The sequence below is a fragment of the Microbispora cellulosiformans genome, from assembly GCF_008728085.1.
Lineage (GTDB): Bacteria > Actinomycetota > Actinomycetes > Streptosporangiales > Streptosporangiaceae > Microbispora > Microbispora amethystogenes.
In genome coordinates this window covers 125,307-152,277 of sequence record NZ_VYTZ01000002.1, presented here as the reverse complement: position 1 = coordinate 152,277, position 26,971 = coordinate 125,307, and the positions used below count along the sequence as shown (strand labels likewise).

General features: G+C 71.4%; 21 protein-coding genes. 11 read left to right on the top strand and 10 right to left on the bottom strand.

The window, feature by feature from the left end; all coding sequences use genetic code 11:
* Window positions 1-29: 29 nt before the first annotated feature.
* Together F5972_RS04860 and F5972_RS04855 are read left to right on the top strand one after the other, a co-directional pair.
* Window positions 30-2,783, top strand: coding sequence for an immune inhibitor A domain-containing protein (locus tag F5972_RS04860; protein ID WP_225311176.1), 2,754 nt, complete (start codon window positions 30-32; stop codon window positions 2,781-2,783).
* Window positions 2,784-2,959: 176 nt separating this feature from the next.
* Entirely contained in the window at window positions 2,960-3,889 is a 930-nt protein-coding gene (locus tag F5972_RS04855; RefSeq protein WP_150931524.1) for a diacylglycerol/lipid kinase family protein, read from the top strand.
* Between the two features lie 12 nt (window positions 3,890-3,901).
* On the opposite strand, the gene F5972_RS04850 is transcribed toward F5972_RS04855, so the two are convergent.
* From F5972_RS04850 to F5972_RS04840, 3 genes are all read right to left on the bottom strand, one after another.
* Window positions 3,902-4,747, bottom strand: a complete 846-nt coding sequence (locus F5972_RS04850) for an SWIM zinc finger family protein (protein WP_150931522.1) — start codon at window positions 4,745-4,747, stop codon at window positions 3,902-3,904.
* Window positions 4,748-7,951: a DEAD/DEAH box helicase gene (locus F5972_RS04845; RefSeq protein WP_225311175.1), complete on the bottom strand. Its 3,204-nt coding sequence runs from the start codon at window positions 7,949-7,951 to the stop codon at window positions 4,748-4,750.
* Window positions 7,952-8,128: 177 nt separating this feature from the next.
* Entirely contained in the window at window positions 8,129-8,779 is a 651-nt protein-coding gene (locus tag F5972_RS04840; protein ID WP_150931520.1) for a TetR/AcrR family transcriptional regulator, read from the bottom strand.
* Window positions 8,780-8,859: 80 nt separating this feature from the next.
* On the opposite strand from F5972_RS04840, the gene F5972_RS04835 reads away from it, so the two are divergent.
* The 3 genes from F5972_RS04835 to F5972_RS04825 all read left to right on the top strand — a co-directional run bounded on the left by F5972_RS04835 (window position 8,860) and on the right by F5972_RS04825 (window position 11,603).
* Window positions 8,860-9,999 carry an FAD-dependent monooxygenase gene (locus tag F5972_RS04835; protein WP_150931518.1) on the top strand — a complete coding sequence of 380 codons (1,140 nt, stop codon included), beginning with the start codon at window positions 8,860-8,862 and terminating at the stop codon, window positions 9,997-9,999.
* A gap of 116 nt (window positions 10,000-10,115) precedes the next feature.
* Window positions 10,116-10,955 (top strand): helix-turn-helix domain-containing protein, encoded by an 840-nt coding sequence (locus F5972_RS04830; protein WP_225311174.1) that lies wholly within the window; start codon window positions 10,116-10,118, stop codon window positions 10,953-10,955.
* Window positions 10,956-11,021: 66 nt separating this feature from the next.
* The gene (locus F5972_RS04825; RefSeq protein ID WP_150931516.1) at window positions 11,022-11,603 is read left to right on the top strand and encodes a dihydrofolate reductase family protein; all 582 of its coding nucleotides are present in this window, start codon (window positions 11,022-11,024) and stop codon (window positions 11,601-11,603) included.
* Between the two features lie 145 nt (window positions 11,604-11,748).
* Here F5972_RS04825 and F5972_RS04820 read toward each other — a convergent pair whose 3' ends face one another.
* Genes F5972_RS04820 through F5972_RS04810 form a run of 3 tightly spaced genes read right to left on the bottom strand, consistent with a single transcriptional unit; the run spans window position 11,749 to window position 14,507 of the window.
* Entirely contained in the window at window positions 11,749-12,486 is a 738-nt protein-coding gene (locus F5972_RS04820; RefSeq protein WP_225311173.1) for an FAD:protein FMN transferase, read from the bottom strand.
* Entirely contained in the window at window positions 12,486-13,112 is a 627-nt protein-coding gene (locus F5972_RS04815) for an FMN-binding protein (protein WP_150931514.1), read from the bottom strand. Before F5972_RS04815 ends, F5972_RS04820 begins: the two co-directional genes overlap by 1 nt.
* Window positions 13,113-13,133: 21 nt before the next feature.
* Window positions 13,134-14,507: a ferredoxin reductase family protein gene (locus tag F5972_RS04810; RefSeq protein WP_191909948.1), complete on the bottom strand. Its 1,374-nt coding sequence runs from the start codon at window positions 14,505-14,507 to the stop codon at window positions 13,134-13,136.
* A gap of 148 nt (window positions 14,508-14,655) precedes the next feature.
* On the opposite strand from F5972_RS04810, the gene F5972_RS04805 reads away from it, so the two are divergent.
* The 3 genes from F5972_RS04805 (at window position 14,656) to F5972_RS04795 (ending at window position 17,265) form a co-directional block, all read left to right on the top strand.
* A complete protein-coding gene (locus F5972_RS04805) occupies window positions 14,656-15,384 on the top strand; it encodes a response regulator transcription factor (RefSeq protein ID WP_150931513.1) in 729 nt (242 codons plus the stop codon).
* On the top strand, window positions 15,381-16,871 hold the full coding sequence (locus tag F5972_RS04800; RefSeq protein WP_225311172.1) for a sensor histidine kinase: 1,491 nt from the start codon (window positions 15,381-15,383) through the stop codon (window positions 16,869-16,871). Before F5972_RS04805 ends, F5972_RS04800 begins: the two co-directional genes overlap by 4 nt.
* A 130-nt stretch (window positions 16,872-17,001) precedes the next feature.
* Window positions 17,002-17,265: a hypothetical protein gene (locus F5972_RS04795; RefSeq protein WP_150931511.1), complete on the top strand. Its 264-nt coding sequence runs from the start codon at window positions 17,002-17,004 to the stop codon at window positions 17,263-17,265.
* Between the two features lie 107 nt (window positions 17,266-17,372).
* On the opposite strand, the gene F5972_RS04790 is transcribed toward F5972_RS04795, so the two are convergent.
* The 3 genes from F5972_RS04790 to F5972_RS04780 form a co-directional block, all read right to left on the bottom strand.
* Window positions 17,373-17,783, bottom strand: coding sequence for a cellulose binding domain-containing protein (locus tag F5972_RS04790; RefSeq protein WP_150931509.1), 411 nt, complete (start codon window positions 17,781-17,783; stop codon window positions 17,373-17,375).
* A 143-nt stretch (window positions 17,784-17,926) separates the two neighbouring features.
* Complete coding sequence (locus tag F5972_RS04785; protein ID WP_150931507.1) at window positions 17,927-20,314, bottom strand: glycoside hydrolase family 9 protein; 2,388 nt, start codon at window positions 20,312-20,314, stop codon at window positions 17,927-17,929.
* A gap of 126 nt (window positions 20,315-20,440) precedes the next feature.
* Entirely contained in the window at window positions 20,441-22,924 is a 2,484-nt protein-coding gene (locus tag F5972_RS04780) for a glycoside hydrolase family 48 protein (protein WP_150931505.1), read from the bottom strand.
* A gap of 365 nt (window positions 22,925-23,289) precedes the next feature.
* Here F5972_RS04780 and F5972_RS04775 point away from each other — a divergent pair, with 365 nt between their 5' ends.
* From F5972_RS04775 to F5972_RS04765, 3 genes are read left to right on the top strand one after another with little or no spacing between them, the layout of a single operon-like run.
* A complete protein-coding gene (locus tag F5972_RS04775) occupies window positions 23,290-23,688 on the top strand; it encodes a phage holin family protein (RefSeq protein WP_117409578.1) in 399 nt (132 codons plus the stop codon).
* A complete protein-coding gene (locus F5972_RS04770; RefSeq protein ID WP_150931503.1) occupies window positions 23,685-24,680 on the top strand; it encodes a DUF3618 domain-containing protein in 996 nt (331 codons plus the stop codon). Before F5972_RS04775 ends, F5972_RS04770 begins: the two co-directional genes overlap by 4 nt.
* On the top strand, window positions 24,677-25,654 hold the full coding sequence (locus tag F5972_RS04765; RefSeq protein ID WP_150931501.1) for a YihY/virulence factor BrkB family protein: 978 nt from the start codon (window positions 24,677-24,679) through the stop codon (window positions 25,652-25,654). Before F5972_RS04770 ends, F5972_RS04765 begins: the two co-directional genes overlap by 4 nt.
* A 51-nt stretch (window positions 25,655-25,705) precedes the next feature.
* Here the strand turns inward: F5972_RS04765 and F5972_RS04760 are convergent, their stop codons facing one another.
* Window positions 25,706-26,785 (bottom strand): AraC-like ligand-binding domain-containing protein, encoded by a 1,080-nt coding sequence (locus F5972_RS04760; protein ID WP_225311171.1) that lies wholly within the window; start codon window positions 26,783-26,785, stop codon window positions 25,706-25,708.
* Window positions 26,786-26,971: the final 186 nt, after the last annotated feature.

The following is a 26,971-nucleotide window of genomic DNA, read 5'->3' as shown; positions in this document are numbered from 1 at the left end:
CCGGGGAACCCGGACGGGAAGGGATCTCGTTGTCCAAGAGAATCCGGCGTCTCGCCGCGATCGTGCCCGCGCTCGGGCTGGCGGCAGGAGGTCTGGCCGCGGCCGGTGCGGCGGCGGCGCCTACGGCGAGTTACCAGCCGTCGGCCTCCGACCACTACATCAACTACGCGCCGCCGCGTGTGCAGGGCGACTTCACCACCACCGAGGAGAAGGTCCCGCCGAAGGGGGCCAAGCGCACCGCCGCCCTCGCCGCGGCGATCGACCACAAGTTCGCGGCCGGCAACCCCGTCGCGGCGCGCGTGCTGGCGCAGCACGAGAAGCAGGCGATCAGGACCGGCAAGAACCCCTTCGACTTCATCTACAAGAAGGCGAAGACGACCCGCACCGCCAAGCTGCTCACGCTGCTGGTCGAGTTCAACGACCAGGCCAACGACGACTTCTCCGGCTGGTCGCACCCGAAGACGACCGACGACGTCAACGACTGCGTGACCGAGCCCGCCGGCACCAAGCTGAACGGCCCGCTGCACAACAACATCCCCAACCCGGCGACGGCCGGCGGCGGGGGCAAGGACAACAACTCCATGTGGGTGGCGGACTTCAACACCGCCCACTACAACAACATGCTCTACACCTCCAAGGGGATCACGACCCGGGTCCGGCCGGACCTGAAGGACCCCCGGGACGGCAAGAAGGGCATCGACATCTCCGGCTCCACCATGAAGAACATGTACGAGGAGCTGTCGAAGGGCGCCTACACCGTCACCGGCCAGGCGGTCGGCTGGCTGAAGGTCCCGCACTCCGAGGCGTGGTACGGCGCCGGCAAGTGCGGCACCTACCCGCAGGACATGACCGGCCACCCGGACAACCCGCGCGGCGCCGCCCAGCTCGCGGTCGACGCGGTCGACACGCTGGTGAAGTCGAACCCCTCCTTCCCCTGGGCCGACTACGACGTCGAGGACGTCTCCGACGCCGACGGCGACGGCAACTTCGACGAGCCCGACGGCGTCATCGACCACCTCGTGCTGATCCACGCGGGCGAGGACAAGTCCGGCGGCGGCGGCAACGAGGGCACGTTCGCCCTGTGGGCCCACTCCAGCGACGTGGCGGGCGGCTACACGATCCCCGGCACGAACAAGAAGATCTCCAACTACATCCTCCAGCCCGAGGACTCCGGCGTGGGCGTGTTCGCCCACGAGTACGGCCACGACCTCGGCCTGCCGGACCTGTACGACACCTCCGGCGCGGGCGACTCCGACGTCGACTTCTGGGACCTGATGTCGAGCGGCTCGCACTCCGGGCCGATCTTCCAGTCCCTGCCGACGCACATGAGCCTCTGGGACAAGTGGGTCCTCGGCTGGGCCAACCCGAAGATCATCGAGCCGGGCGCGGCCAAGCAGCTCGCCGTGATCGGGCAGGCCTCGCGGACGCCGAAGGGCACCGAGGACGGCGTACGGATCAACCTGCCGGACAAGCTGAACATCATGTCCACCCCGCACAGCGGGTCGAACATGTGGTGGTCCAACAGCGACCAGAACTGGGCCGACCAGAAGCTGGTCAGGACCGTCGCCGTGCCGGCCGGCTCGGACGTGAAGTTCCGCTGGTGGAGCGACTGGGGCATCGAGGCCGACTGGGACTTCGGCTTCTTCGAGGTGTCCGCCGACGGCGGCGCCACCTGGGCCGAGCAGAAGATCTTCGACGAGGACGGCACGCTCGTCAGCACCGGTGACGACTACACCGACCCCAACGGCCGCCTGAAGGACTACGGCAACAAGAAGTACGGCCTGACCGGCGAGAGCGACGGCTGGCACCACCTGTACGCCGACCTGGCGCCGTTCGCCGGGAAGACCGTGCAGATCCGCTTCCGGTACAACACGGACGCGGCCTCGGTGGAGCGCGGCTGGTTCAACGACGACTTCTCGGTCACCAACGGCGCCACGGCGGTCTGGACCGACGACGTCGAGGGCGGCGCCAACGGCTGGACGACCGTCAAGGGCACGTTCACCGACTCCACCGGCGCCGGCTGGATCATCCACTCCGGCCGGGTGCAGGCGGCGCAGTACTACCTCGCCGAGTGGCGCAACTTCGACGGGTTCGACCAGGGCCTGAAGTACGCCTACGACACGACCTGGCTGCGCGACGGCGCGTGGAAGGTCGAGAAGGTCGCGTACAACGCCCCCGGTCTGCTCGTCTGGTACCGCGACACCTCGCAGGGCGACAACAACGTCTCCGACACGACGTTCGACCTGCCGTCGGTGGGCCCGAAGGGCCAGCTGCTCCTCGTCGACTCGCACTTCGAGCCGCTGCGCCGTACGGGCGAGGCGGCGGCGCACGACCCGAGCACGCTGAAGAACCTCCCGTCGCGCCCGCAGTCGTCGAACGCCGCGTTCAACTTCGCCGGGACGTACCCCTTCAAGGAGTGCGTCGAGGGCGAGCCGTTCACGGAGTACTGCACCTCGTTCGGCAAGCAGTCCGCGGTGAAGGAGTTCACGGACGCGAAGGGCTGGTACCCCGGCCTGGAGCTTCGCAACGGCAGCCTGTACTACCGCCACCGCGACGCCTCCGTCGTCATCCCGTCCAAGGACAACCAGCCGTACTCGACCAGGATCGTCAACCCCGACGGCACGCCGGTGACGGACCTCTACGGCACCGACATCGGCGGCGCGATCCTCGGCAGCGGCAACCCCGGTGACGAGGGCAAGCAGCTCGGCGTCCAGATCAAGCTGGTCAGCCCGCTGCCGCTCAACATGGGTGCGATCGTCCAGATCACTCCCGCCAAGAAGTAACGGCCCCCGGGTGGCGTGAGGCCACCCAAGGGTCGCAGTGCACGACACCGTGCCCGGCCGCCGTCCGCTCCCGGACGGCGCGCCGGGCACGTCCATGTCCGGAGGCGTCCCGATCCGGGGCCGGGTACGGCCGGCGGCGATGCGCGCCCGCGCCCGGCGGCCCCTAGCATGTCAGCGTGCGGAGCAAGGCGAATCACACCGCGGCCATCCACCGGGACCGGAAGGCCGCCGTCGTCGTGAACACCAGGTCCAGGCGAGGCCGCCGCCGTTACGCGGAGGTGCTGCGGCTGCTGAAGGAGGGAGATTTCCGGCTCACCGGCGTCCATCCGGTGACCGACCCCTCCCGGCTGCGCGACGTGCTCACCCGCGCGCTCGACGCCGGGCCCGACCTCCTCGTGGTCGGCGGCGGAGACGGCACCCTGAGCAGCTCGGTCAGGCATGTGGCCGGCCGCGACGTCGCCCTCGGCGTGCTGCCCCTCGGCACCACCAACAACTTCGCCCGCAGCCTCGGGCTGCCGCTCGACCTCGCCGGGGCGGTCGGCGTGTTCAGCGGGGGCAAGGTGGCCGACATCGACCTCGGGATGTGCGGCGACCGGCCCTTCGCCAACCTCGCGAGCTTCGGCGTGTCGGTCGAGGTGGCCGGCACCGTCAGGCCGTGGGTCAAGCGTGTGCTCGGCCGGGCCGCCTACCCGCTGACCGCGCTCACCATCCTGCCGGGGCACCGCCCGTTCCGCGCCTACATCACCGTGGACGGCAAACGCCACGAGCTGCTGACCCACCAGCTCAACATCGCCAACGGCCGGTTCCACGGCGGCTGGCAGATCGCCCGGGACGTCAGCATCGACAACCGCAGGCTCGTCGCCTACCAGCTCGGCTCGGGCAAGCGGCTGCGGCTGCTCGGCGAGACGCTCGTACGGGCGACCACCGGCAAATGGACCAGCCTCGCGGGCGGCCCGTTCGTGACCGGCCAGGAGATGCTGCTGGAGACCGACCCGCCGCTGGCCGCCGACATCGACGGCGAGGTGCGGCTGCGTACCCCGCTGGTGCTGAAGACCATCCCCAACGGCCTGCGGGTGATGGTCCCGCGCGACTTCGTCGACACCTGACCCGGCGCGTCCCTACGCGTCGTCCTCGGCGGCGAAGGCGCGGTACGCGGGCCGCAGCAGGTCGAGGAGCGGGATGTGCCTGGCCTTGACCGGTGGCGGGTCGAGCGCGCGCAGCAGCAGGTCGGAGGGCGAGCCGGGATCGGCCGGCGGGCCGAGGCGGGCCGGTGAGGCGCCTGTCTCGTAGAAGTCGCCGACGCGCTCCGCGAACGGGACGTCGGCCACGTCGAGCAGGGCCGGCCTCCCGCCGCCCTTCCCATCGGCCCGCCCTCCGGTGTGGCGAAGGGCGTCGAGCAGCGCGTCCCTGGCCATGCCGCGCCAGGCCAGCACCAGGAACGGATCCTCGTCGAACGCCTCGGCCAGCAGGTAGAGCACCGCCGACAGGTGCTTGCAGGGGAACCCCCAGTCGGGGCAGGAGCACTCCATGTCGAGCCCGCGCTCGCCCGGGAAGAGCGGCAGCCCGCACTGTTCGAAGACGTCCTCGATCTCCGGCGGCATCTCCCCGGCGAGCAGCTTGGCGCGGTGCACGGCCCGCGCACCCAGCGCCCCGGTCAGCTCCGCCCACTCGTCCGCGCCGTACGCCGTGATCCGCACGCTCACGTCGTACGGCTCGGGGCGCGAGCCCTGCACCCTGGCCTTCACCAGGCCGGGACCGAGGTCGAGGCCGAGCACCTGGCCCCGCCGCGCGTACGCGCGCCCCCGCTGCAGCCGGCCCGCGTCGCAGACGAGTTCGAGGAGGTCCACGAACCGCCGCGACCACCACTGCTCGCCGATGGACCCCCGCTTCGAGCGCGCCCGGATGCCGCCGTCGACCCTGATGGGCCGCGCGGCCTCGAACCAGCCGTCCCGTCCGGCGGGCACTCAGCTCACCGCCTCGGGGGACAGGCGGAACAGCTCGCGCAGTTCCGCCGTGGACAGCCCGGCGATCCAGTCCTCACCCGTCCCGACGACGCTCTCGGCCAGGGTCTGCTTGCGCTCGATCATCTCGTCGATCCGCTCCTCCAGGGTGCCCGTGCAGATGAACTTCCTGACCTGCACGTTCCGGGTCTGCCCGATGCGGAACGCCCGGTCGGTCGCCTGGTTCTCCACGGCCGGGTTCCACCACCGGTCCACGTGGACGACGTGGCTGGCGGCGGTGAGGTTGAGCCCGGTGCCCGCCGCCTTCAGCGACAGCAGGAAGATCATCGGCTCGTCGCCGGTCTGGAACCGCTCCACCAGCGCGTCGCGCGTCTTCTTCGGCAGCCCGCCGTGCAGCCAGAGCACCGGGCGGTCGAGACGCGCCGCCAGGTAGGGCTGCAGCATCGAGCCGAACTCGGCGTACTGCGTGAAGACCAGCGCCTTGTCGCCCTCGCTGACGATCTCCTCGGCCAGTTCCTCCAGCCGGGCGAGCTTCCCCGACCGCCCGGCCAGCCGCGAGCCGTCCTTGAGCAGGTGGGCGGGGTGGTTGCAGACCTGCTTGAGCCGGGTCATCGCGGCCAGGACGTTCCCGCGCCGCTCGATGCCCTCGCTGCCGGCGATCCGGCCCATCATGTCCTCGACCACCGCCTGGTAGAGGCTCGCCTGCTCCGGGGTGAGCGTGCACCAGACCTTCATCTCCATCTTGTCCGGCAGGTCGGAGATGATCGTCTTGTCGGTCTTGAGGCGCCGGAGCACGAACGGGCCCGTGGCCCGCTTGAGCGCGGCGGTCGCCGCCTCGTCGCCGTGCCGTTCGATCGGCTCCTGGTAGCGGTCGCGGAAGGCCCGCGCCGGTCCGAGCAGACCGGGATTGCAGAACTCCATGATCGACCACAGCTCGGCCAGATGGTTCTCGACCGGCGTGCCGGTCAGCGCCAGCCTCGTGCGCGCCGGGAGCGAGCGCACGGCCTGCGCCTGCCGCGCGGCCGAGTTCTTGACGGCCTGCGCCTCGTCGCAGACGACCCGGGCCCAGGAGAACCCGGCGAGGACGTCGCGGTCGCGCAACGCCGTGCCGTACGTGGTGAGGACGATGTCGGCTCCGGCGACCCGCTCGGCCAGTTCCTCGCCGCGCAGGCGGCCCGGGCCGTGGTGGAGGTAGACCTCCAGCGACGGCGCGAACCGGGCGGCCTCCTTCTGCCAGTTGCTGAGCAGCGACATCGGGCACACCAGCAGCGTCGCCCCCACCCGTCCTTCCTGCTCGCGTTCGCGCAGAAGAAGAGACAATGTCTGAAGCGTCTTACCTAATCCCATGTCGTCCGCGAGGATGCCGCCGAGTCCGATTTGGGACATGAAGGTGAGCCAGGCCAGGCCGCGCTCCTGATACGGCCGGAGCGTCCCGTGGAAGGCGGCCGGGGTAGCCACGGGTTCGAGACGGCGGTCGGCCTCGCCCGACAGCAGGTCGCCGAGCAGGCCGTCGGCGTCCACGCCGACGAGCGGCAGATCGTCGTCCCCGCCGTGCACCACCTCGCGGACGACCTCGCCGACCGTCATCTGACCCGACCCGTGGCGCTCCACCGCCTTCAGCGCGGCCCCGATCTGCCGGGCGTCCAGCTCGACCCACTGCCCCCGCAGCCGGACCAGCGGCACCTTGAGCCGGGCCAGCTCGGCCAGCTCCGCCTCGCTGATCGTCTCGTCGCCGACGGCCAGCTCGGCCCGGAAGTCCACGAGTTGCTCCAGCCCGAACCCCTGACCGGCGACGGCGCCCGGCCCGGAGCGCGACCGCGCGGTGAGCTTCAGGCCCAGCCGGGCGCGGCCCGCCCACGCGGGCAGCTGCACGCCGAACCCGGCCGACTGGAGGAGCGGCGCGGCGTGGCGCAGGAAGTGGAAGGCGCCCTCCACGTCGAGGTCGACGTGCGCCGGCCGGGCCTCCCGGAGCGCGTCGTCGATCCTCGGATAGAGGCGGGCCGCCCGGCCCAAGCCGGCGAGCAGCGTCTCGTCCGGCCGCCCGGGCAGACCGGGCACGGTCTCGCCCGCCCAGACGAGGGAGGCGGGCAGATAGAGGCTCGGATCCTCGGCCGACTGGAGGGCGAACTCCACCCGCCACCTGCCGCCGCCGGCCTGGGCCGCGGCGTCCGCACCGGCCACTGCTCCGGCGGCGTCCGCCTGGACGGCGGCGTACTCGGCGGCGATGTCCGGGCCCGCGCCCGTTCCGCCGCCGGGCTCGTACTCGGACTCGGACTCGGACTCGGACTCGGGCTCGGGCTCGGGCTCGGGCTCGGGCTCGACGAGGCGGAAGCACACCCTGACCGGGCCGTCGAGCCGGCAGGCCGCGCGGAACCAGTCCTGCAGCGGCCGGGCCAGCGCCTCCACCTCCTCCTGCCTGGCCCCCGGGAGGTCCGCCGCGTCGCCGGTGAGCGCCACCGTCCACCGGTCGGCCAGCGGAGAGCGCCGCCCCGGACGGTGCCCGCCCAGCAGGCGCTCCGGCAGTGCCTGCCGTACGGCGGCGTCGGCCAGGCCCGCCAGCGCGTCGATCAGCACGCGTGCGGACGGACGCTCCTCCTCCACGGCCCGGCAGACCGGCGGCATCGCGGCGGCGAGCTCCCGGAAGCGGTCGGCGTACGGCCCGGTCAGCACCGGCCGCCAGCGCGCCGCGTAGCCGCCGTCCTCGGTGACGAGCTGGGGCAGCACCCTGCCCCGCCGCACCAGCTCCCGCGCGTGGGCCGCGACGACCGCGAGATAGCGCAGGGACGACCCGGGCAGCAGGTCGGCGGGGCGGTCATCCGGTTCCGGCGACTCCGCCGTCGGGTGGTCCGCCTCGCCGAAGGCGGTCAGCAGGCGCATCGCCGCGCCGGCGCCGACCAGCAGCGCGGGCACCCGCCACGGCCTGATCCCGGGCCGGCGCGCGACGACCCGCAGCCCGGTCTCCGGTGAGGGCAGGGGACCGGACGCCGAACCGGGCAGGAGCAGCACCACCTCACCCGGCACGGCCTTTCCGGCCGCCTCGGCGGCCGCGTCGCCCCAGCCCGGCAGCGCGGCGATGAGAGCGCTCGCCGGGGCGGCGAAGGGATGGGGCCGAACTTTGGCCCGGGAGGTCACCGGCTCCGCGCCGGCCGCCTCCTCCGCCCAGAGCACGAGCCGCCCGCCGTCCCAGGCCGCGTGTAGCACGAGCACGCCGTCTCCTCCCGCCACCCCGGAACGCTAGCAGCGGTCCCGGAGCCCTCAGACCGCATGACACCGGCCACCCGGAAGGCCGCTCCCCGGCCCGTTTCGCGGGATCCTCGTCCTCGGGTCCGCCGGTGGCGACGCACAGCACTCCGGTCACGGTCGTCGCGCGGCCGAGGCCGGCGGTCAGGTGGGCGGAGGGGCGTCGGCCGTGGTGTAGCGGCGCAGGGCGTCGGCGTCGAGCGCGGCCCCGGGAAGAGGTGACCCCCGGTCGGCGCGCAGGCCGTCCAGCATGATCTCCACCATCCGCGCCAGGGCCTCCTCACCGGGCACGGCCGGTGGCGTGTAGACGTGCAGGGTCATCAGCAGCGCGATGTCGCCGGGGCCGATGTCGGGGCGCAGCGCGCCGTCGGCCTGCGCCCGTTCGGTGAGCCGCAGGACGGCGGCGACCACCCCCTGCCGGATCTCCCGCAGGTCGGCGCCGACGCGCAACCGCTGGTGCAGGAGGGGATCGAGCTTCGCGGCGAGGACGCCCAGCCGCAGGGCGACCGCACCGCGCAGGAAGCGGCACAGCGCGTGCCACGCGTCCGGCTCCTCCCGCCCGGCGGTCTCCACCAGGTCCGCCAGGCGGCGCAGGCTCTCCTCGCCGACGGCGCGCAGCAGCGCGTCCCGGTCGGGAAAGCGGCGGTAGAGCGTGCCGACGCCCACACCCGCCCGGCGGGCGACCTCCTCCAGCGGCACGTCGACGTTCTGCTCCAGGAACAGCTCACGGGCCGCGGTGACGATCAGATCCCGGTTGCGGCGCGCGTCGGCGCGCAGCCCCTTCTCCACGGCCACCTCACAGGGATCTGGACGATTTTCCTCCGGTTAGGATACCGTCTGAATGCGGAGGAAATTCCTCCGGTTAGGGGTGTGTCATGAGCACGGTGCTGATCTCGGGGGCCGGGGTCGGGGGACCGACGCTGGCCTACTGGCTGGCCAGGCACGGGTTCCGGGTCACGGTCGTGGAACGCGCGGACGAGGTGCGGTCCAGCGGAAACCCGGTGGACGTCAGGGGGCCGGCCGTCGAGGTCGCCGAACGGATGGGTGTCCTGGCCCGGCTGCACCAGGCCGCCACGGGGACGACCGGGCTCAGCTTCGTCGACGCGGCGGGCAGGCGGATCGCCCGGATGGACATGCGCGCCGTACAGCGGCCGGGCGAGGTCGAGGTGCCGCGCGGCGACCTCGCGTCGATCCTGTACGAGGCGAGCCGCGCCCACGCCGAGTTCCTCTTCGGCGACTCCATCGCGACGCTCGCCCAGGACGAGCACGGGGTGGACGTCACCTTCGAGCGCGCCGGCCCCCGCCGCTTCGACCTGGTGATCGGAGCCGACGGCCTGCACTCGGTGACCCGGCGCCTGACGTTCGGCCAGGAGAGCGGCCTCGTACGCCACATGGGCCTCTACGTCGCGACGACACCGCTCGGCGGCGAGGAGGTGGCCGGCGAGGGCCGGGACATCCTCATGCACAACGCTCCCGGCAAGGCGGTCGCCGTCAGCCCCATGTCGGCGGGTGCGTTCTTCCTCTACCGGAGCCCGGCGGAGCCCGGATTCGACCACCGCGACACCGGGCAGCACAAGCGGATGCTGACCGCCGCCTTCGCGGACGTGTCCTGGCGGGCGCCGGAACTGCTCGAACGGGTGCGTACGGCCGACGACCTCTACTTCGACTCCGTCAGCCAGGTGCGCCTGCCCCAGTGGTGGAAGGGCAGGGTCGCGCTCCTCGGCGACGCCGCCTCCTGCGTCTCACTGTTCGGGGACGGCTCCACGCTGGCGATGACGGGGGCGTTCACCCTCGCCGAGGCCCTGGCCGCCCATCCCGGCGACCCCGGCGCGGCCTTCCGCCGGTACGAGACCGTCCACCGGCGCCTGGTCGAGCCCAAGCAGCGCGCCGTCGGGCAGGCGTCGGCACTCCTGGTCCCCGCGACGCGCGGCGGCATCCTCGCCCGCAACCTGGCCACCCGCATGTGGCCCGCCGTGACCGCCACCACCCGCCTCAGGCAGGCCCTCGCGCGTTGACGCTGTTCGCTTCCGCCTGCCGAGCGAGCGCCTCGGCGCCGGTCTCGCCGTCCGCCGGCGGCGCGGCTGGACCATTCCGGCGCTCGATGCCGGCGGGCGTCGGCGAGACTGTGGGCGTGGAGTACGTGTCCAGAGTGCCGCGACCGCCGCTGGACGGGCTGATCGACGACCTTTACTACCTGGAGGGTGCGCCGCCGTACGCCCGGCTGACGCTGCCGCCGATGCCGGCGGCGTTGCTCATCGTCAACCTCGGGGCGCCGTTCCGCATCCGCGCCGGCACCGACATCGAGACGGCTGAGTACGCCGACGGCTGCGTGGTCACCACGCCCACCCGTGCCTTCGAGTTCGGCTATCCGCCGGGGACCCGGTCAGTCGGTGTGCACTTCAAACCGTGGGGGCTGGCGCCGTTCCTGCCGATGCCCGCGGCCGAGCTGTGTGACCGGCCGGTGACAGTGGAGCAGGTTTGGGGCCGGCCCGCCATCGCCGAGCTGCGGGACCGGCTGGCCACGGCGGCCGGGCCGTACGAGATGCTGACGCTGCTCGAGGAGGAGCTGACGCGACGGCTGTGCGAGAGCGCCGGTCTGGGGCTGGTCCGCCATACGAGCAGCGTCATCGCGGCGACCAGCGGGGCGGTGGCGATCGGCGGCCTGAGCGTGGCAGCCGGTGTCAGCAGCACTCATCTGGCGCAGCGGTTCAAGGAGCTGATCGGCGTTACGCCGAAGCGGCTGGCCCGCACCTACCGCTTCGCCGCCACCGTGTTCGCGATCGACCCCGCCGGACCGGTCGACTGGGGCGAACTCGCCGGTGGCGCCGGCTACTTCGACCAGGCCCACTTCGGCCACGAGTTCCGGGCGTTCACCGGGCTCACGCCGACCCGGTACGTCGAAGTCCGGCGGCGGTTCCTGCGTGAACATCCCGGCCACGTGCTGGACGGCTGGCCGCTGCCGGCCGATTGATTTCGTACAAGAGCGACAGCTCACGACACGTTAATTTTGGGGCACCCCAAAGCAGAGGAGAGCCCCATGGGCAGGGTGGTCATGTACAGCTCGGTGTCGGTGGACGGCTTTGTCGCGGACGAGAATGACCAGCCCGGACCGCTGTTCGACTGGTTGTCCAGCGGTGACGTCCCGTTGGACGAGAGTGGCGAGCTGAAGGTGTCGCAGACGTCCTACGACTACACCCGGCCGTACTGGGACCAGATCGGAGTCACGATCGTCGGCCGTCACGTCTTCGACATGACGGACGGCTGGGACGGCAAGCCTCCGGGCGGCATCGACCACGTGGTCGTCGTGTCGCACCGGCCGATGCCCGAGGGCTGGGACCCCGGGGCGCCGTTTCATTTCGTCGATGGCGTCGAGGCAGCCGTGGCCAAGGCGCAGGAGCTTGCGGGTGACCGCATAATCGAGGTCGCCGCGGGCGACGTCGGTGGACAGGTGCTTGCCGCGGGCCTGGTCGACGAGGTGCGCATGGACGTCGTACCCGTCGTGTTCGGGTCCGGCAAGCGCTACTTCGGGTCGGTCCACGCGCAGAACCTGTTGGAGGATCCTGACGTGGTGATACAGGGCGACCGGGTGCTTCATCTGCGCTATCGGGTGCGCCGTTGACCGATCTGAGCGGGCGCGCGAGGAAGTCCACTGCGAACGGTGACACAAGATCGGGCCGCTGACCGCCGCCTGCTGATTCAGTCATCGCCTCGGTGCCGGCCTCGCCGTCGACGACGGTGGGCGTACGGCGAAGGTGCCGGCAAGGTCAGGCCGTGACCCGGGGGTGGAAGCCGGAGGTGTGCCAGGTGGCGCCGGAGGGGGTGACGGCGAAGGCCTCGTAGCCGTGCAGCCCCTCCACCCAGTCTCTGGCGGCGGACCCCATGGCGAAGGCGCTCGTGGCGTACGCGTCGGCAAGGGTGAGATCGGGCCCGACCACCGTCACCGAGGCCAGCCCGGTCGCCGGGCGGCCGGTGTGCGGGTCGACGACGTGCGTGCCGCGTTCGGCAGTGCCCGAGGTCGCCACGGCGAGGTCGGTCGCCGACACCACGGCGGCGAGTTCGCCCGGCCGGAGCGGGTGGGCGACGCCGACCCGCCAGGACCGGCCCGGAGCGGGCGAGCCGGACAGCCGGATGTCCCCGCCGCCGTTCACGCAGTGGTCGGAGGCGCCCGCCTCGCGCAGGATGGCCGAGGCGCGCTCGACCGCCCAGCCCTTGACGAGGGCGGAGGGATCGAGGCGGCCCCCGGGATGAAGGGTGAAGTAGCCGTGGGACACCAGCGCCACCGACTCGCAGAGGCGCAGGACGTCCGCCACCTCCTCGGGGCAGCCTGCCAGGGTGATCTCACCCCGGGCCAGGCGGCTCACCGCGCTGTCCGGCCGGTACGTCGAGAACACCTCGTCCACGTGGTGCAGCCAGGCCACCGCCTCCGCGACACACGGCCCGGGGTCGGAGGCGCGTACGTCGAAGGAGAAGACGGTGCCCATGACGTGCTCGGTGTGGCGCATCAGAGACCGGCCTTGTCGAGGGCGCTCTGCAGCGAGCGGATGTAGCCGTCACTCGTGTAGGTGGCGCCGGAGACCACGTCGATCTGGGCCGACCCGGCCGACAGCGCCTCCTCGTCGAGGATCGGCAGCGCCTCGTTGTTGATCGCGATGTCCCGGTGGTTGTTCTGCGGAGCGACCAGCACCCTGATCCCGGCCATCTTCCCGCCCGAGATCACGATCTCCACCTGCACCGGCCCCCACCGGGTGTCGGCGGAGTCACCGGTGACGGTCTTCTCCCCGCTGGTGGCGCCGGCGGTGGCGCCCGCCCCGGTCCAGCTTCCCCGTGTTCCCTGGGATCGTGTCTCCTGCGACTGCGTTCCCTGCGGCTGCGTTCCCCGGGACCCGGGAGGGGCCGGGAATCCCCGGCCGAACCGGTCCCCGTCCTCGTCCCCGTCGTCGTCTCCGTTCCCCTCTCCGCCGTCATCGTCATCGTCGGTCCTGGGGTGCGGGTCGCCGGGGCCGGAGTCGGTCCCCTCGGTCACGGCGGCGGGGCGCGCGGCGGGCGAGGTCACCTCGTGGGGCTTGAACGACAGCAGCAGCACGAGGCCGACGGCGGTCGCGAGCACGGCCAGAATGGCTCTGCGCATGGAACTTCCAATCCGGGCTGGTCAGAACTCGAACGACTCGTGGTGGACGCGGCGGCGGGGCACCCCGGCGGCGCGCAGCGCGGCGATGACGGCGGCGGTCATCCCGTCGGGCCCGCAGACGTACACCTCGTGGTCGCGCAGGCCGGGCACGAGCGCGGCCAGCGTCTCGGGCTTGAAGGGGTCGCCGACGAGGGCGCGCGGGCCGACGCAGTAGTGCAGGGTCGCGCCCCGCGCCGTCGCGATCTCCTCCAGTTCGGCCCGGAAGACCATGTCTCCCGCGTCACGGGCACGGTAGAGGAGGGTCAGGTCGCCGGGGGCGGCGGGCAGCGCCTCGAACAGCGCGCGCATCGGGGTGATGCCGATGCCGCCCGCGACGAGCAGGACCTTGCGCGCGCGCCGCGCCCGCCCGGTCAGGGCGCCGTACGGGCCCTCGGCGAGCACGCGGGTGCCCGGCCGCAGGCCGGCGAGTGAGCGGCTCTGGTCGCCCAGGTCCTTCACGGTGATCCGCAGTTCGCCGTTCCGCGGCGCGGCCGACAGTGAGTAGGGGTTGGGGGACCACCACAGGTCCCTGGTGAGGAACCGCCAGCGGAAGAACTGGCCCGGCTCGGCCCCCAGCCGGTCGAGCCGCCGGCCCGTGACGTGGACGCTGACGACGCCGGGCGCCTCCCGCACCACCCGCGCCACCCGGAGCCGGTGGCGCAGCGCCAGCCGTACGGGCGTGAGGAAGCGGTACCAGACCAGCAGCGCGGCGACGCCCAGATAGAGGGCGTACCACGCGACCTGGGCGGGCCGATCGCCGATGAACTCCTCGCCGGTGGCCAGCTGGTGACCGAAGGCCAGCCAGGTGGCCAGATAGGTGTAGAAGTGCAGGTGGAACCACGTCTCGTACCGCATCCTCGGGCGGATCCTGCGGGCGGAGACGACGCCGACGCCCACCAGGAGCAGCAGCGCCGCCGTGGCCTTGAGCACGTCCGGATAGGTCAGGTTGAGCGTGACCGTCTCGCTCACCACGTCGGTGTGCTCGGTCACGGCGTAGCCCCAGGTGATCAGCAGCACGTGGGCGACCGCCAGGCCGACCACGTAGCGGCCGCCCATCGAGTGCCAGCGGGCGAGCCTGTCCGCGCCGACCCCGCGCTCCAGCGCCGGGACGCGGGCCATCAGCGCCAGCAGGACGGCGATCGCGTAGCCGGCGAGCAGCCCGGTGACCCGGCCCGCGTTGGTCAGCCAGCCGTCGAGGCCGGCGACCGCGGGCGTGTGCGCCCACCACAGGCCGATGACGGCGGTCGCCCCCGCGGCGATGACCGCCAGGACCGCCTCCGGGCGGGCGCGCACCCCCCGGGGCGGGGGCTGCGCGTGCCCGGTGGCCGCCGCCCGGCCGGCGAAGGTCGTGGTCAAAGGTGCCTCCCTTTCCTCGTACGCGACTCACGCTGCCAACCGAACCTCTCGTTTTCCTATGAACGGGGGCATACCGACACCCCTCATAGGATTTCCAGAGCGTTCTCAGAGGAAGCGCCGGAGCGGCGGGGGGGACCCTGGCATCATCATGCGTACGACTTCGAACAGCCTGCCTGATCTGGTCCGCCCCGACGGGACGCCCGTGCGCGTCCTCGTGGTCGACGACGAGCCCGACCTCGTCGAGGTCCTGGGCGCTGTCCTGAAATACGAGGGGTGGGACGTGCGCACCGCCGGCGACGGCGCGTCGGCGGTGCGCACCGCCCGCGAGTTCCTGCCCGACGCGGTGCTGCTGGACGTGATGCTGCCCGACTTCGACGGGCTGGAGGTGCTGCGCCGCCTCCGCACGGAGACCCCGGACGTCTGCGTGCTGTTCCTCACCGCCCGCGACTCCGTCGAGGACCGCATCGCGGGCATCACCGCCGGCGGGGACGACTACGTGACCAAGCCGTTCAGCCTGGAGGAGGTGCTCGCCCGGCTGCGCGGGCTGCTGCGCCGCGCGGGGATGGCGCGTACGGCCGAGGGCGACCGGCTGACGGTCGGCGACCTCGTGATGGACGAGGACGCCCGCGAGGTGACCCGGGGCGGGGAGCTCGTCGAGCTCACCCCGACCGAGTTCGAGCTGCTGCGCTTCCTCATGCGCAACCCCCGGCGGGTGCTCAGCAAGGCGCAGATCCTCGACCGGGTCTGGTCGTACGACTTCGGCGGGCAGGCCCACGTGGTCGAGCTGTACATCAGCTATCTGCGCAAGAAGATCGACGCGGGCCGGCCCGCGCTGATCCACACCGTGCGGGGCGTCGGATACGTCCTCAAGCCGTGAGGGTGCGGGTGGGGCCGCCGCGCACGCTGCGGGCCCGGCTGGTCGCCGGGACGCTCGTGCTGCTCGTGCTGGCCTGCGCGGCGGCGGGCGCCGCGTCCTCCCTGCTGCTCGAACGCTTCATGGTGGACCGGGTGGACCAGCAGCTCGCCATGCAGGCCGGCCGGTACGCGGCCAGCCTGGAGCACGAGGAGCGGGAGGAACACCCCCGCGGGTACGACGGGCGGAGCCCGTTCGACGACGAGCGCGGGGACACCCGCGGTCAGGCGCCCGGCACCCTCGGTGTCCGGGTGGTGGACGGCCGGGTGGGCACGCCCGCCGTGGTGGGCCAGGCCGACCCGTCCCTGCCGGCGGCCGACGAGAGGGCGCTGGCCTCCGTGCCGCCCGACGGCCTGGGGCACACCCTGGCCCTGTCGCGGCTCGGGCGGTACCGCCTGATGGCCGTGCGGAGCTCCGGCGGGGCCGTCCTCCTCACGGGCCTGCCGCTGGCGGACGTGCACGCCACGGTCCGTCGTCTGCAACTGGCGGAGATCGCGGTGTTCGCCGTCGTCGTGCTCGTGACCGGCGTCGCCGGGGCCGTGTGGGTGCGGCTCTCGCTGCGCCCGCTGGACCGGGTCGCGGCCACCGCCCGGCGCGTCGCCCGCCTGCCGCTGTCGGACGGCGAGGTGGCGCTGCCCGACCGGGTGCCCGACGAGGACCCCCGTACGGAGATCGGGCAGGTGGGGCAGGCCTTCAACCGCATGCTCGGCCACGTCGGGCAGGCGCTGGCCCACCGTCACGCCAGCGAGGAACGCATGCGCACCTTCGCCGCCGACGCCAGCCACGAACTGCGCACCCCGCTCGCGACCGTCCGCGCCCACGTCCAGCTCGCCCGGCGCGACCCCGCGGAGGTGCCTCCGAACGTGCGGCACGCCCTGGAGCGCGCCGACGCGGAGTCGTCCCGCATGGGCAAGCTGGTCGACGACCTGCTGTTGCTGACCCGGCTCGACGCGGGCCGGCCGCTCGCCCGCGAGGAGGTGGACCTGACCCGGATGGCGATCGACGCCACCGGCGACGCCCGCGTCTACGCTCCCGGCCACCACTGGCGGCTGGACCTGCCCGAGGAGCCCGTCATGGTCCCCGGCGACCCCGACCGGCTGCACCAGGTGGTCGTCAACCTTCTGGGCAACGCCCGCGCGCACACCCCGCCCGGCACGACCGTCACCGTGGCGCTGCGGGAGCGTGCCGTACGCGAAGGGGCGCCGTCCGGCTCCGGTTCCGGACGGGCCGAGCTGACCGTGGCCGACGACGGCCCGGGCATCCCCGCGGACCTCCAGGGCGAGGTCTTCGAGCGCTTCGTCCGCGCCGACAAGGCGCGCTCGCGCGCCTCCGGCGGCAGCGGCCTCGGGCTCGCGATCGTCCGGGCGGTCGTGGCCGCCCACGGAGGAACGGTCGACGTCGAGAGCCGCCCCGGCCGCACCGTCTTCCGGGTGAGCCTGCCCTCCGCGTGACACCCTGCTGACCCGAACCCCCATTCGAGGGGGTCGCCTGAAACATATGTTGCATATGAGGAATACTTGGACGAATGGGGGGCAGGGGGGTCTTTCTGAGCGGGGGTCCCCGCGATAAGAGAGGTGTGCAATGACCGCGACCGCTATCGAGCGCCGCACCCTGGACGGGCTCGCCCATCCGTGGCCTGACGACCGCTACGAGGTCAGGTGTGACAGGGAGAGCCCGTACACCGGTAGCCGTGACCGTTACCACTACGCGAAGAACGCGGTGGAGTCCGCGAAGGCGCTGGAGAGAGCGGGGCTGGCCCGCCGTGTGGTGGTTGTCAGGCTTGCGGACGAGACTGTCATCTACGACCGGGTCGGCGACGTGAACCTGCCGCCGGAGGCCTGGTGAACGAGGCCCGCGCCTGACCTGTGGCCCGACAGAGCGCATGACGACGATCCCCCAGGGAGGAGGCCTCCCGGGGGGATCGTCGTGTGACCGCCGCCTTCAGGCGCCGGTCATGAGGGCGTGCAGGTGACGGCCGGAGCGGCGCTGCCGCCCCCGCTGGTCAGCAGGCTGAAGACGGCCGAGCCGCCCACCGGGAGGGCGCCGTTGTAGCTCTCGTTGCCGAACGCGTACATGCCCGGCAGGCCGATCACCGGAAGTGACACGGCTCCGCCGACCTGGTTGACGACCGTGCCGTCGGTGTAGCGCCACGACACGCGCCAGCCCTTGATGGCCGACGACCCGCTGTTGCGCACGGTCACCTGCACGAGCGCGCCGTGGCTCTGCGAACCACCCCACACGCTGCTGATCACATAGCTCGCCGTGCAGCCGATCGAGTCGGCGGAGGCGGGAGCGGCCGTGGCCGCCGTGACTACCGCGGACGCCAGGGCCAGCGCCGCCGCGGCGATTGTCCTCCTGAACATCGAGCCTTCCTTCCCTCGGTCATGTCCGTATGGGTGGTGCCGGCTTGCCTGGAAACATCTCAGGAAAAAGGTGGATGCCCGCCTTCCCCAGAGAGGGGTCCGACTGGGGAAGGCGGGCGATCAGGGCGAGCCCGGGACGGGGGCTACGCGGGTGTGCAGGTGACGGGGGACGGGACGGAGCCGTTGCCGTTGCCGGTGAAGCCGAAGCTCGTGGTGGCGCCGGGGGCCAGCGATCCGTTCCAGGACAGGTTCTTCACCGTGACGCTCGACCCGCTCTGGCTGAGCGTGCCGCTCCACAGCTGGGAGATGCTCTGACCGCTCGGCAGCGTCCAGCCGACCGTCCAGCCGGTGATGGCCGCGGTGCCGGAGCTCTTCACGGTGACGTCCGCCTGGAAGCCGCCCTGCCACGAGCTAGTGATCTTGTACGTGGCGGTGCAGGCCTTGCCCTGCTGCGTCGGGCTCGCCGACGGGCTGGCGGACGGGCTCGCCGAAGGGCTGGGAGACGGTGACGGGCTGGGCGAGGCGGAGGGGCTGGGCGACGGAGACGGGCTCGGCGAGGCGGAGGGGCTGCCGGACGGGCTGGCGGACGGGCTCGGCGACGGGGACTGCTCCGTGCCGGGCGCGTTGCCCCAGATCTTGTTCGAGCCCGAGTACAGCGTGATGTTCTCCACGGTCACCGGCGTGGACCCCGGCGTCGTCGCGACGCCCTTGTACGACCAGTCGTTCGACGGGTCCCAGGTGCCCGAGCTGGCGATCCGGAACTGGACCTCGCGCCGCGACTGCGACTGCCCCTGCGGGGCGACGACCTGCCCCGAGCAGTCGATCGTGACGTAGTAGATCTTCCCGGAGAACTGCGTCGGGCCGGTCGGCTGCTTGCACTGGGTGTACGCCGAGCTCAGCGTGATCTGGCCGGGCGTGGTGTCGCCGTCGAGGGTGAAGTAGTAGCGGAACGAACCGTCGCTCAGCGCCCGTGCGGGCCAGGCCGAGTGGTTGACGACGAGCGCCTTGATCTCGGTGAAGGTCGAGCCCGTGGCGTTGACCGACGCCTGGAGGTAGATCTCCGGCCCGTCCGGGGTCTCCGTGCCGGGGAAGCCGGCCAGCGGCGTGCCGCCGTACTCCTTGACCAGCCGGACCAGCGCGCTGGTGAACCCGGCGTTGTAGTCGGTGGCGACCTCGTTCATCGTGTAGTCGCTGCGGCTGTCGGTGTAGGCGTCGTTGGCCGACGTCGGGCCGCCGACGAGCGCGCCGTACAGGATGTGGCGGCTCTGCGCCGGCTCGTTGAGGTTGTCGGACCAGGAGCCGTGCGCGGTCCGGTGGTGCGGGTTGCGCGGCGGGTTCGCCCCGAAGCCCACCATGTACGACGACTTGCGTGGGTTGTCGCCGAGCGCGTAGTTGATCTGCCGGACGGCGAAGTCGTGGTAGCGCGCCTTACGGGTCGCGTCGGTCAGCCAGTCGCTGTAGTCGAGGGCGACGAAGGCGGTGTTGGCCGCGTAGCGCAGCGACCCCCACTGGTCGAGCACGGCCTCGCCGCCGGGGGAGTACGCGACCTTCTGCCCGTTGACGCCGACCGTCCACCAGTCGAGCCAGCGGTTGGCGTCGTCGGCGTACTGCTGCTTGCCCGTCAGCTTCGCGAGCAGCGCGTAGCAGCCGTAGGACTTGTCGTCCCAGGCGATCGTCCACTTGTACGACTTGGTGGTCGACTGCGGCTCGGTGCCGAGGCCGGAGTAGGCTGACTCGGCCTTCGCGAGGTAGGAGGAGTCGCCGGTGGCGCGGTAGAGCCAGATCGCGCCCCAGACCAGCTCGTCGTTGTACCCGCTCCAGGACTTGTAGTAGCCGGCCGCGTCGGTGATGCAGTCGCTGTACTTGCCCCGCACGGTGTCGGCGAAGGTGTAGAGCTGCTTGGCGTGGGTGAGCAGCTTGTCGGCGTACGCCGCGTCGGTGGGCCGGAAGACCATCGAGGAGGCGGCCATCGCGGCGGCGGTCTCGCCGGCCAGGTCGGAGCCGCCGCACGAGGCGTCGATCTTGTAGGCGGGCCGGGCCATCGGCAGCACCTCGGCCGGTCCCCACCACTTGTGGTCGTCGCCGCCGTTGCCGACCTGCCCGTACAGGACGTTCGCGGACGGGTGGGCCTTGATGAAGTAGTCGTTGACGAAGCGCAGGTTGTCGAGCAGGTAGGAGATCTGCCCGGACGAGGTGTAGGCGTCGCGGTAGTCGACCGCGCCCCAGGCCAGCATCGTCGTGCTGAACGCCATCGGCAGGCCGAACTTGACGTGGTCGCCCGCGTCGTACCAGCCGCCGGTCAGGTCGAGGCCGACGTCCTTGCCGTCGTTCAGGGCCGAGTCGCCGCGCCAGGAGACGCGGTTGGTGGACGGCAGCTTGCCGGACTGCTGGGCCTCGTAGAAGAAGAGCGACTTCTGCAGGGCCTCCGCGTAGTTGTACGCCGGGGCCGCCGCGGCGGTGGAGGGGACGGCGGCCGGGACGACCGCCGAGGAGATGATCAGCGCCGCCAGAGCCGGGAACGTACGCCGCATGGAGATGTGCCTCGCATAGGTGGGGGGATCGGTGGCGCGGCGGCGGGTCAGGCGCCGCCGCGCCCCGGCTTACTGGGGGTGCGGTGAAGGGTCAGGCGACACCGCACCCCGGTCTACAGGGCGTGCTCAGCCATTCGGGAAGAGCAGGCCGTACTGTCCGAGAGCGGTGGCGACGTCGGTCTGCGCCCAGAAGCGGTGGTAGCGGAAGACCGGCGCGGAGCCGCCGTTCAGGTACGACTGGACCTTCGGCCAGTCCGGGTCGTTCTTGTACCAGGACCGGATGGAGATGAAGGTCGAGTTGCTGTTGATCGGGTCGCCGTTCGGCATCTTGCCGCTCCAGCCGGACGGGACGTAGATCGGGTCGTCGAGGCGGTTGTAGTCGGCCTTGGTCTCGTTGACCGACACGCCCTTGGCGTCCTGGTTGTTCTTCCAGATGCCGTCCAGGAGAGCCTTGGCCGTGGTCTTGGCCTGCGCGTTGCCCGACTTGGCCGCGTAGAACATCAGGACCTTGGCGTACGAACCGGCCACGCCGATGTCGTCGGTGTAGTCCCGGATGCTCACGTGCAGGCCGGTGTTGGCCGCCGGCATCCCGGTGCCGCTGAAGCTGGAGTCCGGCTGACCGGTCCACACCAGCGTCGAGGGGATCTGGAAGGTGCCGTCGGAGTTCACCGTGGTGCCCGCCAGCGCCCAGGCGACCCACTTGTCGAGGATGGCCTTGGCGTCGGTGTTGCCGCTGGCGTAGTAGAGCTCGGCCACGCGCTCCATGCTCCAGGCCTGGAAGCCGAACCACTGGTTGGACGGCGGGTCGTGGTAGACCGGCTGCCAGTCGTAGGCCATGCCGAAGAACTTCGGCAGACCGGACGGCGGGGCCGCGTAGTGGCCCTCCCAGCTGTTGGTCGCGCCGCCGGCGATGCCGCCCTCGGCCGACTGCAGCCACTTGTAGAACTGCAGCTGGCGGGTGAGGCTGGTCGACCAGTCGGTGACCGCGGTCGAGCCCTTGGGCTTCAGGGCGTTGACGTTGGACAGAGCCCAGGCCGCGAGCGGGTTCTGGTAGCCCGAGTGGTTGTGGCTGGAGCCGATGCGCCACGCCCAGCCGGCCGACGTGTCGTACGCGCCGCCCCAGGCGTAGTACCAGGACAGCAGGTAGTTCGACGCGTTCTTACCGGTGCCCGCGGGGCAGGAGGTGCTGGTGCAGTTGGGCTGCTTGAAGTACTTGTCGTACATCGAGTAGCGCAGGTAGTCGCCCATCTTCGCCGCGTTCGAGACGGAGGTGGAGATCTGCGACTGCTTGCCCTGCTCGGTCGCCCAGGTCAGCGCCCAGTAGGCGGCCTGGACGGCGCGGGCGTCGGCGTCCGGCGCGTTCGTGTACTTCCACTGCTTCGCGTACGACGCGTCACCCGTGAACAGGTCGAGGAACCCGTTCGGACCGCCGAACTTGAAGGTGTCGCAGGACGGCTGCGGGATGGTCTCGAAGACCGACTCCTCGGGGCCGCGCTGGTAGGTGTTGATGTACGCCGGCTTGGTGGTGCCGTCGCCACAGCGGCCGAAGCCGTAGGTGTTGTCGACGTCCAGCAGCCAGTGCATGCCGTAGATGTCGGAGGTGCCGTACGCGCTCTTCAGCTCGTTCGCGATCGGGTCGGTGCCGACGCTGACGCCGCTGTCGAGCTTGGACGGGTACCCCGAGATGTCGTTCCACTCACCCGCGTACGTCGCCGGCTTGCTGGGGTCGTACTTGTCGTTGGTCGGCTGGTCGGCGCGCGCCGGGATGATGTACTTCTCCATCGACTGCCACGCGGTGTTGAACTTCGTCCAGTCGCCGGTGACCTTGCCGTACATCGCCTCCAGCCACAGGTAGTAGCTGTAGGCCTCGGACGTCGTCTCGTGGCCCTGGTCCGGCGCCTCCACGAGCAGCGTCTCGACCGAGTGGTACGGCACGCCCTGCGGCGAGAAGTACCCGTTGGCCGGGTCGTGGATCTTGTTGTACATCGTGAGGAAGTTCTTGACGTACTGGTTGTCCGTCCCGGGGCTCGTCGACGGCGACGCGGAGGGGCTCTGCGACGGCGACTGCGAGGGCGACTGCGAGGGGGACTGGGACGGCGACTGCGAGGGGGACTGCGAGGGCGACTGCGAGGGGGACTGGGACGGCGACTGCGACGGGCTCTGGGTGGCCCCGCAGGTCACCCCGTTGACGGAGAACGAGGCGGGCTTGTTGTTGCTGCCGGTCCACGTTCCCTGGAACCCGACGTTGGTCGTCGCGCCGGACCCGAGGTTGCCGTTCCAGGACATGTTCGTTGCCGTGACGGTCGTGCCGCTCTGGCTCCAGTTGGCCGACCAGCCGTTCGACAGCTTCTGCCCGTTGGGGAAGTTGAACTTCAGGGTCCAGCTGCTGATCGGGTCGCCCAGGTTCTTGATGTCAAGGCTGGCGGTGAAACCGCCGGAGCCCGAACCCCAGGAGTTGAGCGCGTACTGGACATCACAGGCCACGGCGGCGGACGCAGGCGTCTGCGTCAGCCCGACGAGGAGGCCACCGGACACGGTGGCGGCCGCCAGCAGGGCGATCCGTCTCCGCGATCGTGGGAGCGCTCCCGTGCTAAGAGCTCTCGTTCGCATTTGCGGGGGGTCTCCAAAAAGAATAGGGGTGGGAAGCATCGGATGAAGAAATGCCAGGTAGCGGATTCGACAGCCGATGCGGGCAGGGGTGGATCTGAACCGATACGATGGGAGCGCTCCCACCTCAGGATTGTGGATTGGGCCCCCCGTATGTCAATGACGCGTTGCGGGAGCCTCACGCTGTAACCGTGCGGTGCGGTGAGCCGAGGCCCCTTGCTGGCCTTTTGCCGGTCCGTGACAAAAAACGTGTGCGTAAGGAACTGAAACTTTCATCTGTTCCGGTCTCCCCGTTCACCCCGGGGACGGCGGTGGTTAGGGCTCTTGGCTGCGGGTAGGCGCTTCCCAACCTGGAAGGGAGGCAGGCCATGACCATCCAGAAGGAGTCGCCGTCCACAGGCGATCTCGTCCGCCGGTTGTCCGAGGACGTCTCCCGGCTGATCCGCGACGAACTGCGACTGGCGCGGCTGGAGATGACTCGCAAGGGCAAGCGCGCCGGCATGGGCGCCGGCCTGCTCGGTGCCGCCGGCGTCGTCGCGTTGCTCGGCGGGGGTGCCCTCGTGGCCACGGCGATCCTGGCGCTCGCGTTGATCCTGCCGGCCTGGGCCGCCGCGCTGATCGTGGGCGCCGCGCTGCTGGCGATCGCCGGGCTGCTCGCCCTGGTGGGCAAGGAGCAGATGTCCCGGGCGGCGCCGCCCACCCCCGACGAGGCGATGCGCAGCCTCAAGGCAGACATCGACGTCATGAAGGAGAGTGCGCGCAGATGACCGAGACCGACCCCGGTGCGGCCCGGCCCAACGCCGGGACCGTGGGAGTGCACAGACAGGACGTGTCAGAGCCGGTCACCGAGCCTGAGTCGCTCAACGCCGTACGGCAGGCCAGGCCCGGCCCGGAGCCCGTCGAAACGGCGAGGGACACGGCGGGGCACACGGAGACCAGGAGAACCGGCGAGCACGAGAAGGGGCACGACGAGATCTCGGAGGTGCGCCGGGACATCGAGCGCACCCGCGACGACCTCGGTGACACGATCGAGGCCCTGGCCGCGAAGGCCGACATCAAGGGGCGGGCCCAGGAGCGCGTGCACGCGACCATGACCGCGGCGCGGGCCAGGGCCACCGGAGTGGCCGGGCGGGTGCGCGAGGCCGCCCCGCCGCACATGCGCGAGGCGGCAGGCCGGGCCGGTGAGCAGGTGAGGACCAGTCCGGGCCTCGTGGCCGCCGCCGGAGCCGTCGTCGCCGCAGGGGGCGCGGTGCTGCTGCTGCGCCGGATGACCGGGGGCAGAGGCCGTCCGGCGAAGACCACCGGGCTGAGCATGCCGCTCTTCCTGAGCGGGACGGGTCTGGGCAAACGGGGTGGGATGGTCAGGCGGAGCCTCTCCGAGAAGGCCGGCCTGCCGGCGCGGATCCGCCTGTACGGCAAGAAGACCCGCATGCGCGGACGCCCGGCGATGTTCCGCACGACGCCCGGCAGGGGCGTGTTCGGGAAGAGCATGCTCGGCGGCAAGGGCATGTTCGGCCGCGGCGGTGTCTTCGGCGGAAAGGCCATGTTCGGCAAGGGCACGTCCGGCAAGGGCACGTCCGGCAAGGGCACGTCCGGTAAGAGCATGTTCGGCAAGGGCATGCTCGGCGGGAAGGGCATGTTCGGGAAGAGCGCGTCCGGCAAGGGCGTGTTCGGCGGGAGCCGCACGACGCGCGGAGCCCGGATGTTCCCGACAGCGAAGCACAACAGCACGTTCACCCGGAGGTTCGCCCACCGATGACCGACCCCGAGGACGGGCAGGGGCCGCTGGAGAGGCTGTCGCGACGCGACTGGATCGGGGTCGCCAAGCGCACGGCCAAGGAGTTCAAGGAGGACAACGTCCAGGACTGGGCGGCTTCGCTGACCTACTACGCCGTCCTTTCGATCTTTCCGGGTCTGATCGTGCTGGTGTCGATCCTCGGCCTGCTCGGCCAGGACGCCATCGGCCCGCTGCTCGACAACGTCAAGTCGCTGACGCCGGGGCCGGTCCAGGAACTGCTGCAGACCGGCCTCGCCAACGTGCAGCAGCACCAGGGGACCGCCGGCGTGTTCGCGATCGGCGGTCTGCTGCTCGCGCTGTGGGCCGCCTCCGGCTACATGGGCGCCTTCATCCGGGCGGCCAACGCCATCTTCGACATCAGGGAGGGCCGTCCGTTCTGGAAGGTCACCCCGCTCCGGGTCGGGCTGACGCTCCTGCTGGTGGTCCTGATGGCGGCCTCCGTGCTCGCCGTGACCTTCACCGGCCGCCTCGCCGAGATCGCCGGGGGGATGCTCGGCCTCGGGCCCGCCGCGGTCACGATCTGGGGCATCGTGAAGTGGCCGGTCCTGGTGCTGCTCGCGACCGGCATGATCACGCTGCTCTACTACGCCGCGCCCAACGTGCGCCAGCCCGGCGTGCGCTGGCTCAGCCCGGGCAGCCTGCTGGCCGTCGTGGCGTGGGTCGTGGTCTCCGCGGGCTTCGGGCTGTACGTCGCGCGGTTCGGCTCCTACAACAAGACGTACGGCACGCTCGCGGCGGTGGTCGTCTTCCTCATCTGGCTGTGGCTGTCGAACATCGTCATCCTGACCGGGGCCCAGCTCGACGCCGAGCTCCAGCGCGGGCGCAGGATCGCCGACGGCGAGTCCCCCGCGGAGCCGTACGTCGATCCCCGGGATCCCCCCAAGGAACCCGAGCCCGAAGAAGGTCTCGACGAGGCCCCCGCCGGCCGAACCTGAAACCCTGCCCTGCGGACTGTCATTGACGTTGTCTGCGCGGTTTTTCTCGGTTCATGCGCAGCCGTCGTCGTACTGCACGGAATTCCGGTAATCCCGGGGAGACGTGCCGTAGGCGGCGCGGAAGATCCGGCTGAAGTGCGCGCTGTCGGGGAAACCCCAGCGGGCCGCTATCGAATGGATCGGACGCGAGCGCAGGTGGGGGTCGCCGAGATCGCGCCGGGAGCGCTCCAGCCTCTGCCGGCGTATCCATCCGGCGACGCCGAGGTCCTGGTCGTCGAAGAGCGTGTAGAGGTAGCGGGTCGAGATGTGGTGAGCGGAGGCGATGACGTCCGCCGTGAGGCTGGAATCGCCGAGCCGTCGCTGGATGAAGTCGCGAATCTGCGCGCGCAGGACCTGCCGACGCGCCTCCGGCCCCAGCCCGGCGCCGGGCTCGGCATGGAGGTGGTGAGCGCACAAGGCGCCCAGTAGGTCCAGGGTGAGAGAGGACAGGCGAGCGGCCTCGGCCGGGGTCAGATCGCCGGCCTGCCGGGCCGTTTCACGGAGGTGGTTCGACAGCAGGGCGCCGATCCCTTCCCGGGCGGGCAGGCGGACCGCGGCGAGCCGGCCGAGCTCGGCGGAGGACTGTGGCAGCGCGTCCCTGGAGATCTGGACGACCATGTGTGAGACGTCGCCGCCGTCGCGGGGGGCGATCCGTCCGTGGAAGGGCCGCGAGGTCTCGTAGAACATCAGATCCTGCGGGCCGCATTCGGCTTCCCTGCCGGATTGGGCGAATCGCAGGGTGCCGCGGAGCGGAAGCGCCAGGCAGTACGTGCCGGGATCGGACTGCCGGATGCCTTTCCGGGTTCGCTCCACCCGCAACGACGGGTGGGTCAGTGAGGACATCTGTATCGTGCCGAGTCGAAGCACGCGCAACGTGGCCCGGAAGTCCTTCTCGTGTTCACTGCGGACCATGGTGGGCACATGGGCCTGGCAGGCCATGTCGCGCCACCTCGTGAACCGGTCCGTCACGGGGAGATCCTCGCTCCGGAACACCGTTTCCTTCATCACCGATTCCCTCACCCCGTCAGTCGTGGGCCGCATCTGCCGCGGACAGTTGCCAATGGCCTGAATCTCCGCGCCGGGCAGGAACACGGCGCCGTCGCCCCGAACGCGGCCATTCGTCTCCGGTGACCTCGCACCGGCGCTCCCCCATTTGCCGATCATCTGGTTGACAGCTTCGGCGTGGCACCCGAGCGGTCACAAGGAACGCCGGCCGTCCCGGACACAGCGCGGACAGGATCCCCTGGTCACGGTCGTGTCCGGCGATGGTCCCGGACA

Excerpts from the sequence above, each read along its gene's own strand:
- F5972_RS04835 (WP_150931518.1), top strand. The coding sequence starts at position 8,860 with ATGAGCACGGTGCTGATCTCGGGGGCCGGGGTCGGGGGACCGACGCTG.
- F5972_RS04825 (WP_150931516.1), top strand. The coding sequence starts at position 11,022 with ATGGGCAGGGTGGTCATGTACAGCTCGGTGTCGGTGGACGGCTTTGTC.
- F5972_RS04820 (WP_225311173.1), bottom strand. The coding sequence starts at position 12,486 with ATGCGCCACACCGAGCACGTCATGGGCACCGTCTTCTCCTTCGACGTA.
- F5972_RS04815 (WP_150931514.1), bottom strand. The coding sequence starts at position 13,112 with ATGCGCAGAGCCATTCTGGCCGTGCTCGCGACCGCCGTCGGCCTCGTG.
- F5972_RS04805 (WP_150931513.1), top strand. The coding sequence starts at position 14,656 with ATGCGTACGACTTCGAACAGCCTGCCTGATCTGGTCCGCCCCGACGGG.
- F5972_RS04795 (WP_150931511.1), top strand. The coding sequence starts at position 17,002 with ATGACCGCGACCGCTATCGAGCGCCGCACCCTGGACGGGCTCGCCCAT.
- F5972_RS04790 (WP_150931509.1), bottom strand. The coding sequence starts at position 17,783 with ATGTTCAGGAGGACAATCGCCGCGGCGGCGCTGGCCCTGGCGTCCGCG.
- F5972_RS04785 (WP_150931507.1), bottom strand. The coding sequence starts at position 20,314 with ATGCGGCGTACGTTCCCGGCTCTGGCGGCGCTGATCATCTCCTCGGCG.
- F5972_RS04780 (WP_150931505.1), bottom strand. The coding sequence starts at position 22,924 with ATGCGAACGAGAGCTCTTAGCACGGGAGCGCTCCCACGATCGCGGAGA.
- F5972_RS04775 (WP_117409578.1), top strand. The coding sequence starts at position 23,290 with ATGACCATCCAGAAGGAGTCGCCGTCCACAGGCGATCTCGTCCGCCGG.
- F5972_RS04770 (WP_150931503.1), top strand. The coding sequence starts at position 23,685 with ATGACCGAGACCGACCCCGGTGCGGCCCGGCCCAACGCCGGGACCGTG.
- F5972_RS04765 (WP_150931501.1), top strand. The coding sequence starts at position 24,677 with ATGACCGACCCCGAGGACGGGCAGGGGCCGCTGGAGAGGCTGTCGCGA.